We start from the raw sequence: 13,092 nt of genomic DNA on the forward strand, positions 1-13,092 counted from the left end.
CACGCGACGCGCGAAGCGAGTTCGCAAATGCAACTTGACACCTCAGATAGTCGCTCATTGCCCTGCCGGGCATTTCTCCCCGCATAGGGGCGGGGAGAAAGACGCCGTCATCGATGGTTTCGCCAATCGCCAGCGTTGCAGAATGGGCGCCGGCTTTGGGTCCAGCTCCCTTCTCCCCGTCACTATACAGTACAGTGACGGGGAGAAGGGAGCTGGCCGCAAACGCTGGCGATCCCCCTCTCCCCGTTCTTCACGGGGAGAGGGTAAGGGTGAGGGGCAGCGCCGACGGTGGCGATCGGCCTGAACAGAACTCCTCAGGCCAGCTCGACGGTCCGTTTCTCCGCGATGCTCTGCTCGGCGGCTAAAACGATGCGCAGGCTGTTGACCGCGGCATCCATCTGCTCGGTCAAATCAAGGTCCTCGCGGATGGCGCGCAGGAAGAAGGCCTGCTCGCGGTCACAAAGCTCCTGATGGCCGGGCTCGTCCTCCATGCTGACGATCTCGTCGGGCTTCGAAAAATTCTTGTCGCCGTCGACCTCAGCGTAATGGATCTTCAGCGCGTCGGTCTTGGTGTGGCGGTCGATGTCGGCGGAATCGGAAACATCCTCGGCCTCCTTGGCGCTGCTTCCCGACTGGCCGGCGACGATCGAGACGGCGCCTTTCGGGCCAACCACGTCCTTCACGAAATAAGCCGTCTCGCTCATCATCGGGCCCCAGCCGGCCTCGTACCAGCCGACGGAGCCGTCATCGAAGGTGACATGCAGGTGGCCGTAATTCTGCTTGTCGGCTTCCGCCCAGAGTTTTGCGCCGATGCCGTGCACGCGCACCGGCCTAGCGCCGGTCAGCTGGCACATGACGTCGACATAATGCACGCCGCAATCGACGATCGGGATCAGCGAGTCGATCAGGTTCTTGTGCCAGTGCCAGGCGCTGCCGCTGCTCTGCTGGTTGAGGTTGAGACGCATCACCAGCGGCTTGCCGAGCGTCTTGCCGACCTCGATGAATTTGATCCAGGACGGGTGGACGCGCAGGATGTAGCCGAGCACCAGCTTGCGGTTTTTCGCGCGCGCGGCCGCCACCACTTTCTCGGCGTCCTCGATGTTGGTGGCGAGAGGCTTTTCCATGAACACATGGCAGTTGGCGGCGATCGCTTTCAGCGCGTATTCGGCATGCGTGTTCGGCCAGCTGTTGATCGAGACGGCATCCGGCTTCGTTTCCCTCAGCGCCAGGTCGAAATCCTCGTAGAGCGGGTAACCGGCGAGTTCCTTGGGGATCTTCTTGTTGCTCTTGATGGTGCGGCTCATGATGCCGACGATCTCGAAACCGTCGGAGCGGTGATAGGCGCTGGCATGCGAGGCACCCATATTGCCCAGACCAGCCACCAGGATCCTTACTTTGTCGGCCATCTCAGCCTCCCCAATGCTCTTTGAACGGAACTGCGGGCGGCGTCCTGCGCCGCCCGATGGTCACGGCGCTCGCCTCACTTGACGGCGGAATCGAACAGGTGGGCCTTGATCTTCTCGATGTCGAGCGCGGCAAAGCCTTCCGACAATTTGGCGCCGTCGGCATCTGCCTTGACCTTGGCTTTGTCGAAGTCGTTGGCCGGGCCGATCAGATCGTTGGTGCAGACGTCCTCGGCCTTCACCGGCACGGTGATCTGGCCGATCTTCAGGATCTCGTCGAAGAAGCCCTGCCAGGACGCCATGTCATGCGAACCCCAGCCGCCGCGCTTGTCCATGTCGCCGCGGAAGACGTTGATCTGCTGCAGGATCGAGGTGGTGCCGAGCTCAGGACCAAGGTTCTTGGCCAGAGTCGGGAACTGATCGAACACGGCTTCGACCGCCGCGCGCGGATTCTGGTAGCCGAATTCGAGGCCCATCGCCCAGCCGCGTAGGTACTTTTCCAGGAAGGCTTTCTTGTCGGCATCCTCGAGATCGGCGGTGCGGACCACGAAGGTGTTGGCCGGCAACTTGGAGTTCTGCACGCCGAGCCAGTATTCGAAGTCGAGGCCCTTGGCGATCCATTCGGCGCGCAGGCCTTCCCAGGAGAGTGCTGCGTCGCCCTGGCCGCCGGCAAGCGCGGTGCCCCAGGTCGGCCAGCCGGCCTCGACATATTTCACCTTCTTGATGTCGACGCCTTGTGCTGCAAGCAGCGGATCGGTGATCGCCTGCCAGGCGGCGGAGCCGAGCAGGATGGTCTTGCCTTCGAGGTCCTTGAGGTTCTTGGTGCCTTGACCCTTGCGGAAGGCGATGCTGAACGTGTCACGCGCGCCCATGTGGAAGACGGACTTCAGCTTCATGCCGTTCTGAATGGCGAAGGAGAAGACGCCGGGCGAGGGAAAGCCCATGTCGGCCTGGCCGACATCGACGAACTTCACCGTCGCGGTTCCGTCCGACGGACCAGGCTGCATGTCGGTGGCTAGGTCGCCGAAATAGCCGGCCTTCTTCGCCGACCAATAGGGATAGTCGTCCAGCACCTCGAGCGTGCCGCGCGGCGAGATCCAGGTGAATTTTTCATAGGCCGCCGCCCTGGCTCTCAGGCCTGATGCGCCGAGCGCTGTGGCGGTCACCACGCCGGCCGCCGTCACGTGCAGGAAGTAGCGGCGGCTGATGCCCGCTCTTGCTGCTGTGTCGAATGAGCTTTCGTTGGTCATGGCATTCCCCTTTGTTGATTGCCCTTTATTGATTGCTCGCCTTCGCCCGCCTCCCGGGCGGCATCATCCTTCCGCGCTTACGTCTCCCAGCTCGCCCATTTCTTGCCGATCAGGAAGAACAGCACGTAGATCAGGATGCCGAGCGTCGACAGGATCAGCACCACCGCGAAAAACTGCGGCATCTGGATCATCGACGAATAGGAGGTGAGCCGGTTGCCGAGGCCGAAGCCGCCGCCGACCATTTCGGCGCCGACGGCGGTCAGCAGTCCGAAGATCGCGCCGATCATCAGGCCGACCAGGATCATCGGCAGCGCCATCGGCGCGCGGATCTTCCAGAACATCTGCAAGGTGCTCGCGCCATAGGAGCGGGCGAGCGCGATCTTGGCGCTATCGACGCGGCGGAAGCCGGTGGCGGCATTGATCATCACCATCGGGCCGGCAGCCAGAGCCACCGCGATGATGCGCGGCGTATAGCCGAAACCGAAGCGCAGGATGAGCAGCGGCACCAGCGCCAGCATCGGCGTGGTGACAAGGATAAGGATGTAAGGCGCGACGATCTTCTCGGCGAAGGGAAACTGCGTGATCACCGCCGCCATCACCAGGCCGACGATGGCGCCGATGGCGAAGCCTGAGACGAGCTCGACCAGCGTGTAGCCGAGATGCGGGGCTATCAGCGGGAACTCGTCGAACAGCGCGTAGACGATCGAGCTCGGCGGCGGCATGATGTATTGCGGGACGTGGAAGATGCGCAGCGCCAGCTCGATGCCGCCTATGATCACCGCGGCGACAGCGAGAATCGCCGCCACCCCGGCGCCGGACTTGATGCCGGGACCGCTGGAAAAAGCGGAAAGATTGGTGAGGCTGACATCTTGGCCGTCGCCTGATTTGGCCCCCGACTTCGTCTTTGCGAATTCCGGAATGGCGTCGCCCCCGCTCACGGCCTGATCCTCACGATTTCAGCGCTCTTGTGTTCCGGCTGTTCCGACCCCTTCGGCCGGCGCTCGCCGACGATGTCCATCTTGATGCGGTTGGTGAGGTCGAAGACTTCCCTGGTCGCCATGATCTCCAGCGAACGCGGGCGCGGGAACGGCACGCTGTATTCCTTGGCGACGCGGCCCGGCCGCGCGCTCAGCACCACCACCCGGTCGGAAAGGAAGATCGCTTCCTCTATGCTGTGGGTGATGAAGACGATGGTGGTTTTGGTGTCGAGCCAGATCTCCTCGACGAGGCGGTTCATCTCCTCGCGCGTGAAACTGTCGAGCGCGCCGAATGGCTCGTCCATCAAAAGCACGGATGGCTTCAGCGCCAGCGCACGAACGATCGCTGCGCGCTGCTGCATGCCGCCGGAGAGCTCGCGCGGGAACTTGCCGCCAAAACCGTCGAGGCCGACGCGGTGGAGCAGATGCGCGATCCAGGCGCGATCGGGCTTCTCGCCCTTGATCTCGAAGGGGAAGTTGATGTTGGCGTCGAGGTTGCGCCAGGGCAGCAGGTTCGCTTCCTGGAAGACGATGCCGATCTCGGGCCGCGGGCCGGTGATCTCCTTGCCGTCAAGCAGGATCGCGCCGCTGGTCAGGCGGTGCAGGCCTGACATCGACCATAAGAGCGTGGTCTTGCCACAGCCGGATGGGCCGACGATGGAGACGATCTCGTTGGCGCGCACATCAAGGCTGCAGCGGTCCAGGGCGAGGAGATCGCCGGAGGCCGTGTTGTAAACCTTGCTCGCTGCCTGCACGCCGAGCTTCGGCGTTCTTGCGCTGCCCGTATTCATGCTCCCCCTCGGAGACTGCGCGATGGGTTGCCGGAGGCCCCATCTGTCCGCCAAATCAGTCTGTAACTATCCTACTTTACTGTCAAGCGGCGACAAAGGGCTGACGCAATCAGGTTCAATCAGTCCTTATCTAAGCGTCTGATTTTCCGGCATTTTCTACCGGCTTGCAGTATGTGTTGCTTTCCTACATACTCACCCCGGTTGATTGTCTATGGCCAGCGGGCGGATAATCGCAAATATGGTGGGTCCAGAAACGGGCAGGGAAGGACTGGCCAATGACCGAAGCTGACAGCCAGGCGTTGCGAATTCCGGACGAGGATGACGACCGGCACGATCATGTGAGGCGCATCCCGGACATCATTTCGCAGGTGAAGGACAGCTATGCGGAGCTGCGCCCGGCCGAGCGCCGCGTCGCCGATGTCGTGCTCGATGACGTCAAATATGCCGTCGACGCTTCCAACGCCGCGCTTGCCCAGCGCGCCGGGGTCAGCGAGCCGACAGTGACCCGCTTCTGCCGCGCCATCGGCTGCGAGGGCGTTCGCGACTTCAAGCTGAAGCTGGCGCAGAGCCTGGTCGTCGGCGCGCTCTATCTCAGCACCAAGCCCCAACCCGCGAACGGCGACAGCGGCATGCCGTTCTGGAGCGCTGTGTTCGGCGAGGCGCGGCGCGCGCTGCAGGAGGCCGAACGGCAGATCGATCCAGGGCAGCTGCAGAAGGCGGCGGAGCTGATCGCCAAGGCGCGGCAGGTGACGGTGTTCGGGCTCGGCGGCAGCTCATCGGCGCTGGCTCAGGAGACGCAATATCGCCTGTTCCGCTATGGCATCACGATCAGCGCGCAATGCGATCCGTATCTGATGCGCATGACCGCTTCGACGCTGAAGCCAGGCGATCTTGTGATCGCGATCTCGGCAACTGGCCGTACCCGGGAAGTGATCGAGGCGGTGGAGCTTGCCAAGCACTACCGCGCCGACGCGATCTGCGTGACGGCGCCGGACACCGAGCTGACGCGCGTTTGCGATGTCCGGCTGACCATGGCGGTTCCGGAATATCCCGACACGCTGAAGCCGACCGCTTCGCGCTACGCTTTCCTAGCGGCGATCGACCTTTTGGCGGTGGCGACCGCATATAGGATCGACGGCCCCGCGCGCGAGACGGTGCGCCGCATAAAGTACAACGCCCAGATCCATCGGACAGGGAAGGAGATGGAGCCGCTGGGGGATTAGCAAAGTCCCTTCTGCCCTTGTGGGAGAAGGTGTCGCCGAAGGCGACGGATGAGGGGTGCTCCAGGGAACACCAACGTCTCACTCCGCTGGAACACCCCTCATCCGTCTCGGTGCTGTCGCGCCGATCTACCGCCCGGGGGCGAGCCACGGGTCTCGCCCCGTCCTTCGGACCCCACAAGGGGAGAAGGAGAAGGCGGCGCCGCGGCTTCGATAAGGAATTCGAACTAAAAAAGGGAACGGAGAAGAATGCTCGACATCGCACCATCGCAACAGGCGGCAACCTGGCTCGGCTCCTTCGGGCGGAAACTCGAGGCGGGCGACATCGAGGCGGCGGCCAACCTTTTCGTCGAGGATTGCTACTGGCGCGATCTGCTCACCTTCACATGGAACATAAAAACCATGGAGGGCCAGGCAGCGGTCCGCGAGATGCTGAAGGCGACGCTGCCCTTGGCACAGCCGTCCCATTGGCGTCTGTCCGGGGAGGCGAGCGTCGACGACGGCATCGTCGAAGCCTGGTTCGGCTTCGAGACGGCCGTGGCACGAGGCGAGGGTATCCTGCGCCTCAAGGACGGCCGCTGCCGGACGCTGTTCACGGCGATGACCGAGCTCAAGGGTTTCGAAGAGCGGAAAGGTCCAGGCCGGCCGCTCGGCATTCGCCACAAGGCCGATCCCGAGCGCGAGACCTGGGCGGAGAAAAGAGCCCGCGAGACGCACGACCTCGGCGTGCACGAGCAGCCCTATTGCCTGGTGATCGGCGGCGGCCAGGGCGGCATCATGCTCGGCGCCCGGCTGCGGCAGCTCGGCGTTCCAACTGTTATCGTCGAGAAGAACGCGCGCGCCGGCGATTCCTGGCGCAACCGCTATCGTTCGCTCGTGCTGCATGATCCGGTCTGGTACGACCATCTGCCCTACATTCCGTTCCCGGAAAACTGGCCGGTCTTCACGCCCAAGGACAAGATGGGCGACTGGCTGGAAATGTATGCCCGCGTCATGGAGTTGAACTATTGGGGCGCCACCAAATGCATCAGCGCCGCCTATGACGAGGCGGAAAAGGTCTGGACGGTGGTGGTCGACCGGGTCGGCCAACGCATCACGCTGAAGCCCAAGCACATCGTCTTTGCAACCGGCGCCTACGGACCACCGCGGCAGATTGAGCTGCCAGGCGCCGAAAGCTTCAAGGGTGAGCTACTGCATTCCAGCCAGTATTCCACCGGCGAGAAATTCCGCGGCAAACGCGTCGCGGTGATCGGCGCGGCAAGCTCGGGCCATGACGTCAGCGTCGATCTATGGGAGGCGGGCGCCAAGGTCACCATGGTGCAGCGTTCGCCTACGACGGTGGTGAGGTCCGACACGCTGATGGAGGTCGGCTTCGAGATTTTTTCCGAGAAGGCGCTGGCGCGCGGCATCACCACCGACAAGGCCGACATGATCGTCGCCTCGACGCCGTTCGCGCTGGTGCCGAAGGGCCAGCGGGCTCTCTACGATGTCATCCGCGAACGCGACGCGGATTTCTACAAGAGGCTCGGCGACAGCGGCTTTGCCATCGATTTCGGCGAGGACGAGACCGGGCTTTTGATGAAAGCCTACCGCACGGGCTCCGGCTACTACATCGATGTCGGCGCCTGCGAGCTGATCCTGAACGGCGAGATCGCGGTGAAGAGCGGCGTCGGCGTCAAGTCGCTGACAGCGAACGGCATTCTCTTCGAGGACGGCAGCGAATTGGATGTCGACGCGATCGTCTGCTGCACCGGCTACCAGTCGATGAACGAGACGGTGGCGGGAATCGTTTCCCGTGAAGTCGCCGACAAGGTCGGTCCGTGCTGGGGGCTCGGCTCCGGCGTGAAGGGCGACCCGGGTCCGTGGCAGGGCGAATTGCGCAACATGTGGAAGCCGACGGCGCAGCAGGCGCTGTGGTTCCACGGCGGCAACCTCGCGCTGTCGCGCTTCTACTCGAAACATGTGGCGCTGCAGCTCAAGGCGCGGATGGAAGGCATTGCGACGCCGGTTTACGGCGAGCCGAGCAATGCGAGACGGTGACGTTCGATCTCCCCCCCGGGGGGGAGATCGCCGGCAGGACAGAGGGAGGCGCTGTCCCGCCGGCGTCTCAAAGCTTGGGTTCCTCGCCTCCGCCAGAGCCGGGGGAGAGGTGTCCGCGAAGCGGACGGAGAGGGGGCCTTCGTAGGGCGCTCCCCTCTCCGTCTCGGCTTCGCCGAGCCACCTCTCCCCCACATTCGTGCGGGCGAGGAACCAGATCCTCAGACGTCCCGTTCCTTCGCACCCCCTCTGCCCTGCCGGGCATCTCCCCCACAAAGGGGGAGATCATCACCTCCCAAAATGCCTGGCCGCAACCTCGACATGAGTATGATGCGCATGCGCCTCGAAGCGCTCCGTCTCATTGTGGTCAGGCACCTCGTTCGGCCACCATTTGCCGCCGATAGCAATACCCTCCGACACCAGTCTCTGATCCGCAACCAGCGCAGCGCCGACCGCGTCGACAAAGGTGAAGCGGCCCGGCTTCAGCCTCAACACTGCAACATCGCCGATGCCGCCAACTTTCAGCGTGCCGAGCTCGCGCCTCGCGATCGCCTCAGCCGGGCGCTGCGTCGCCGCGCGCAGCACCTCGACCAGCGGCATGCCAAGCGCCATGAGCTTCGACATGCAGACGAGGATATCGAAGGCGGGGCCGTCGACGCAGTAGAGATGCACGTCGCTCGAGATGACGTCGGGCGCCAAGCCCTCGGCGAGCATCGCCTTCGCCACCTCGAAGTCGAAGGAGCCCATGCCGTGGCCGATGTCGAAGATGACGCCGCGCTCGCGGGCCAACCGCATGTCCGGCCGCACGGCGCCGGAGGCGAAGACCGGCGCGTTGGGAAACGGCCGGAAGCAGTGGGTGAGGATGTCGCCGCGGCGCAGTCGCGGCAGCACTTCCGAGCGGCCGGGCGGCGGCTCGTCGATATGCGCCATCAGCGGCAGGCCGACCTTGTCGGCGGCTTCGAGCGCGAGGTCGACCGGCGCGATGCCGCTGGCGCCGCCGGCATGGCGGCCGGAGCGCACCTTGACGCCGACAACGATATCGGCGTGCTCGCGCACCGCGGCCACCGTCTCGCGCGGCTCACAGAGCCGCAGGTCACTGCATTCGCCGACCGACACGGTCTTGGCGAAGCCGAATATGCCGGCGAAGGAGATGTTGACATAGGCGAGGATGCGGACTTTCGAGCGCTCGATGACATGGCGGCGAAAGCCCAGGAAATTGCCGGCGCCGGCGCTGCCGGCATCGACGAAAGTGGTGGTGCCGCTCTTGGCGGCGAGCCTGTCGGCGTCGACGCCGAGCGAGGTGCCGCCCCAATAGACGTGGCTGTGCAGGTCGACGAGGCCCGGCGTGACGATGCAGTCCCTCGCGTCGACGATCTTAGCGGCGGCCCCGGCATCGATGGCGGCGTCGATCGCGGCGATGCGGCCATCGGCGATGGCCACGTCGCGCGGCGCATCCAACCCGGAGGCCGGCTCGATCACACGGCCGCCCTTGATCAGCAGATCGAACTGCATCGGCGCCTCCCTTGTTCGTTGTGTCGCGATCAAACTGGCCGGTAGGCGACCGCTTCGATCTCGATCTTGATGTCGATCATCAGGCGGGATTCGACGGTGGTGCGAGCCGGCGGGTCATTCGGGAAATGCTTTGCATAGACCGTATTGAAGGCGCCGAAGTCGCGGGCGTCCTCGAGCCAGACGGTGGTCTTGACCACATCGTCCATGGTGCAGCCGGCCAGCGCCAGCGCGGCCTTGACGTTCTGCAGCACCTGCTCGGTCTGCTCGGCGATACCGCCCTTGACCACCAGCCCGTCGCTGCCCACCGGCACCTGGCCGGAGACATAGATGAAATCGCCGGCACGCACGGCGGGCGAGAGCGGGACATGCGATTTTCCGAAACATTGCTTGGGCAAGTGCGTCTCCTGTTGTCGACCGGACGGGACCGTTCTTATAGCCGTCTACGCGTGTCGGCGTGATCCTCATAGAGCATCTGTTGGAAAGCAACATTTTTTCGAAAATCCATGTTGCTTTATTACAAAGGCCTGAGCATCCTGCGCCTCGAAGTCGGGTCGGCAACTCGTGGCCGCCGGCGTCACCAATGAGAGAGGGAAGAACCAGCATGACCTTCGACAGGAATCCGTTTCCGCAAGGCGATGCCGACCGCCATGCGCTGTGGGAAATGCTGGTGCGGCGCGACATCGATGCCTTCCTCGGCCAGGACTGGTCGATGGTCGAGGACGACTTCATCGCCGAAGGCTTCTTCGGCATGCATGCGCATTTCCTTGCCAATGCCGATGCCTGGCGGCTGCAATTCCCGAGGCTGGAGGTCTATCGCGACGAATGGCTGCGCCAGGCCAAGGAAACCGCGGCGACGACATTCGCTGAGCCGCTGCGCGAAGCGCTGTTTCGCGTCACCAACATGCGCGACATCGACGTCGATGGCGATCGCGCGGTGCTGCACAAGAAGTTCGATGGTTCCGTCGCCAAGGCCGACGGCGGTGTCGACCGCCTCAAATGGCAGACGCTCTATTTCTGCCGCAAGGTCGGCGGCCGCTGGAAGATCGCCGGTTTCGTCGGTTATATGCCGCATCCGCTGGGAAGCTAATGCATGTCGCCAAAAAGTGCGCAGCGGTTTTGGGAGAACGACGTGCATCAAAACAAAGACTTAAAGCGCGTCGCTTGAATCCGTTTCCGCGCGACGCGCTTTAGAAACGCGAGCAAAAAAGCCTGCGGGTAATCGCTTCGGATATGCCTCCTAAGACAGGCGCGGCAACCGCTCGTCGGGCGAGCGGTGGTCGAACACGACGCCCATGGTCTTACCAACCGCGGCCATGACGATCAGTTCGATCAGATGGTCGTCGCTGTCCTCGCAGGCGGGGTCGGATCGGCGGATGGTATCGAGCATCGCCCGGGTCGAGACGGTATCGCCGGCGCGGAATTTCGAAAGCGCAGATGAAACAAGATCTTGCGCCGTCAGGTCCATGACGGGCACTTCCGAAGCGACGTTCATTGGCTTCCTCATGCCATGAACCCTCCCCAAAAGAATGATACGCCAATGGTTGGATTGCGCCAGCAAAATGGTGGTCCGACCAGTGGGATTGGCGACAGCCTGCCGCCATTGCCCCTTAAAGCGCGTCGCGCTGAAACGGAGTCGGGCGACGCGCTTTAAATCCTTGTACTACGCATGTCGTTTTGCCAAAACCGCTGCGCACTTTTGGGCGACATGCGTTAGGTGTGGAACATCGCGCCGACGGCGAAGACCCATGCTCGACGCACCGCGCTCCGGTTGCTAAGCCCCTCTCGCGCGGGGAGACTAGTCGAGTCGAGAGATGACGGTTGCAATCGAGATGGGGCAGACGACGGCAGGCGCGTCGGCGGCCCTCGACCTTGAGGAACTGCTGGCGACCCGCCTGCTGGTGCAGGGCAATTCGGGCTCCGGCAAGTCGCATCTTTTGCGGCGGCTGCTCGAACAGAGCGCGCCCTGGGTGCAGCAGACCATTATCGACCCGGAAGGCGACTTCGTCTCGCTCGGCGAACGCTACGGCCATCTGGTGATCGATGCCGAGGAGCACACCGAGCGCGGCCTGCAGGCGGCCGGCGAGCGGGCGCGTATCCACCGCGTCTCGACGGTGCTCAATCTCGAGGGACTCGACGCCGAAAACCAGATGCGGCGCGCCGCCGCCTTCCTCGGCGGCCTGTTCGAGGTCGCGCGCGACCATTGGTACCCGATGCTGGTGGTGGTGGACGAGGCGCAGCTCTTCGCGCCGGCCGCCGCCGGCGAGGTTTCGGACGAGGCGCGCAAGCTTTCGCTGGGCGCCATGACCAATCTGATGTGCCGCGGCCGCAAGCGCGGGCTTGCCGGCATCATCGCCACGCAGCGGCTGGCCAAGCTCGCCAAGAACGTCGCGGCGGAAGCCTCCAACTTCCTGATGGGCCGGACTTTCCTCGACATCGACATGGCGCGCGCTGCCGACCTGCTCGGCATGGAGCGCCGGCAGGCGGAAGCGTTTCGCGACCTGGAGCGGGGGCATTTCATGGCGCTCGGGCCGGCATTGTCGCGCCGCCCGCTAAGCCTGCGGATCGGGTCGACGGAAACGAGCCCACGCAACGGCACGCCACGGCTGATGCCGCTGCCGGAAGCGGCGCTCGAGAACGCTCGCTCGATCATCCTGGCGGCGCCGCCGCCGGAGACGGTGCGGCCGCAGCGCCGGCCCTCGCCCGATCTCCTCGATCAATTGATGGCGGCCAAGGCCGCACCACTGGACATCCGCCCGGAGCCGGCAGAGCCGCAGCCGAGCGCCGAGGATCTCGCCGAGCGGCGCGAGCGGATGGACCGCATCCTGCGCGCCATCCTGGCCGAGCCCGACGCCGGCTTCCGCGTCATCGGCGTGCTCTACCAGGAGTTCGTCGTCCGTTGCCGGATCGAAGGGCTCGCTTCGGTCGTGCCCGACCTTTCGGAGTTCCGCCGCATGCTGACGCGCGCCCGCGCCGGTGTCGGCTCCGACATGGCGGAGGATGACGCGTGGCGGGACGTTTCGGTGCGCGCCTCGCTGCTGCCTGAGGACATGCAGGGCGTGTTCATGATGATCGCGAGAGCGGCAAAGGAAGGCTGGCCCTGCCCGAGCGACGCGGCGATAGCGCGGGCCTATGGCTCGCATTCGCTGCGCCGCGCGCGGCGGCTGCTCGACTATATCGAGGAGCAAGGCCTCATCGTCTGCCAGATCGACGGCGCCGGCCGGCGCACGGTGACGCTGGTGGAACTCGCCTGGGCGACGGCGCCGGGCGATCCGAATGCAGTCGAGGACGAACAGGGCAGCTCGGCCGCCTGATGGACCTGCCAGTAGCGGACGCCGGACAGATGCGTTGACTGCCCCGATACTTTGGCTCAAACGCCCGCGATCGCCAGAAGCCAGGCCAGGATATCGAGCAACAGAAAGAGCAGCGCTATCTGCAACGCCATACGGAGCCGCTGGATAATTCGCCAGTTGCCGGCCATGTCCGCCTTGATGCGAAGGGCAAGCGCGCGATGCATGGCCGACATCGTTGCCAGCCTGTCGCCATCGACATATTGATTGAGCAGCTCCTCCGGATCGAAGCGGAATGCGTATTGGTGGTAGGGCCAAAGCATGAAGACGATCAGCCCGCCGATGCCGAACAGGAGAGCCACCGCGGTCCAGTCCCACAGCCCAAGCCCGTTGGAAAGGGCCGCACCGCCGAGCAGCGAGTTTGCGAATGCGGTGGCAAAGATAAGGCTGCCGGCGCGAGTATTCATGTTCTCCACGACGGTCTGCTGATGGGTGAGACCTCTCACCGCCTCCTGATAAATGAACGCGAGACGAGGATCGTCGTCGGCAAGATCGCTTGCGACGGTTCTGTCGGTTTCTCCGGCACTCGAACGTTTGGCCATCGGGGCTTCTCCC

The 13,092-nt window shown here is 64.2% G+C and carries 12 protein-coding genes; 4 read left to right on the plus strand and 8 right to left on the minus strand.

All coding sequences use genetic code 11. The features are described 5' to 3' along the window. Positions 1-314: 314 nt before the first annotated feature. The 4 genes from RFM40_RS00005 to RFM40_RS00020 form a co-directional block, all read right to left on the minus strand. Positions 315-1,406, minus strand: coding sequence for a Gfo/Idh/MocA family protein (locus RFM40_RS00005; RefSeq protein ID WP_320228465.1), 1,092 nt, complete (start codon positions 1,404-1,406; stop codon positions 315-317). Positions 1,407-1,480: 74 nt separating this feature from the next. Continuing rightward, positions 1,481-2,653 carry an ABC transporter substrate-binding protein gene (locus RFM40_RS00010; RefSeq protein ID WP_320228466.1) on the minus strand — a complete coding sequence of 391 codons (1,173 nt, stop codon included), beginning with the start codon at positions 2,651-2,653 and terminating at the stop codon, positions 1,481-1,483. Positions 2,654-2,730: 77 nt separating this feature from the next. Further along, complete coding sequence (locus RFM40_RS00015) at positions 2,731-3,591, minus strand: ABC transporter permease (protein ID WP_320228467.1); 861 nt, start codon at positions 3,589-3,591, stop codon at positions 2,731-2,733. Beyond that, on the minus strand, positions 3,588-4,421 hold the full coding sequence (locus RFM40_RS00020; RefSeq protein WP_320228468.1) for an ABC transporter ATP-binding protein: 834 nt from the start codon (positions 4,419-4,421) through the stop codon (positions 3,588-3,590). Before RFM40_RS00020 ends, RFM40_RS00015 begins: the two co-directional genes overlap by 4 nt. Before the next feature lie 275 nt (positions 4,422-4,696). Here RFM40_RS00020 and RFM40_RS00025 point away from each other — a divergent pair, with 275 nt between their 5' ends. Together RFM40_RS00025 and RFM40_RS00030 are read left to right on the plus strand one after the other, a co-directional pair. Beyond that, a complete protein-coding gene (locus tag RFM40_RS00025) occupies positions 4,697-5,644 on the plus strand; it encodes a MurR/RpiR family transcriptional regulator (protein WP_320228469.1) in 948 nt (315 codons plus the stop codon). A gap of 246 nt (positions 5,645-5,890) precedes the next feature. Continuing rightward, positions 5,891-7,681: an NAD(P)/FAD-dependent oxidoreductase gene (locus tag RFM40_RS00030; RefSeq protein ID WP_320228470.1), complete on the plus strand. Its 1,791-nt coding sequence runs from the start codon at positions 5,891-5,893 to the stop codon at positions 7,679-7,681. 285 nt (positions 7,682-7,966) lie between these two features. On the opposite strand, the gene RFM40_RS00035 is transcribed toward RFM40_RS00030, so the two are convergent. Together RFM40_RS00035 and RFM40_RS00040 are read right to left on the minus strand one after the other, a co-directional pair. After that, positions 7,967-9,190, minus strand: a complete 1,224-nt coding sequence (locus tag RFM40_RS00035) for an amidohydrolase/deacetylase family metallohydrolase (RefSeq protein ID WP_320228471.1) — start codon at positions 9,188-9,190, stop codon at positions 7,967-7,969. 29 nt (positions 9,191-9,219) lie between these two features. Continuing rightward, positions 9,220-9,585, minus strand: a complete 366-nt coding sequence (locus RFM40_RS00040; protein WP_320228472.1) for a RidA family protein — start codon at positions 9,583-9,585, stop codon at positions 9,220-9,222. A gap of 206 nt (positions 9,586-9,791) precedes the next feature. Here RFM40_RS00040 and RFM40_RS00045 point away from each other — a divergent pair, with 206 nt between their 5' ends. Further along, complete coding sequence (locus RFM40_RS00045; protein WP_320228473.1) at positions 9,792-10,277, plus strand: hypothetical protein; 486 nt, start codon at positions 9,792-9,794, stop codon at positions 10,275-10,277. Between the two features lie 150 nt (positions 10,278-10,427). Here RFM40_RS00045 and RFM40_RS00050 read toward each other — a convergent pair whose 3' ends face one another. Then, a complete protein-coding gene (locus RFM40_RS00050; RefSeq protein WP_320228474.1) occupies positions 10,428-10,682 on the minus strand; it encodes a hypothetical protein in 255 nt (84 codons plus the stop codon). 319 nt (positions 10,683-11,001) lie between these two features. Here RFM40_RS00050 and RFM40_RS00055 point away from each other — a divergent pair, with 319 nt between their 5' ends. After that, positions 11,002-12,501: an ATP-binding protein gene (locus RFM40_RS00055; RefSeq protein WP_320228475.1), complete on the plus strand. Its 1,500-nt coding sequence runs from the start codon at positions 11,002-11,004 to the stop codon at positions 12,499-12,501. Positions 12,502-12,557: 56 nt separating this feature from the next. Here RFM40_RS00055 and RFM40_RS00060 read toward each other — a convergent pair whose 3' ends face one another. Further along, positions 12,558-13,079 (minus strand): hypothetical protein, encoded by a 522-nt coding sequence (locus tag RFM40_RS00060; RefSeq protein WP_320228476.1) that lies wholly within the window; start codon positions 13,077-13,079, stop codon positions 12,558-12,560. Positions 13,080-13,092: the final 13 nt, after the last annotated feature.

The organism is Mesorhizobium captivum (genome assembly GCF_033977165.1).
Taxonomy (GTDB): domain Bacteria; phylum Pseudomonadota; class Alphaproteobacteria; order Rhizobiales; family Rhizobiaceae; genus Mesorhizobium; species Mesorhizobium captivum.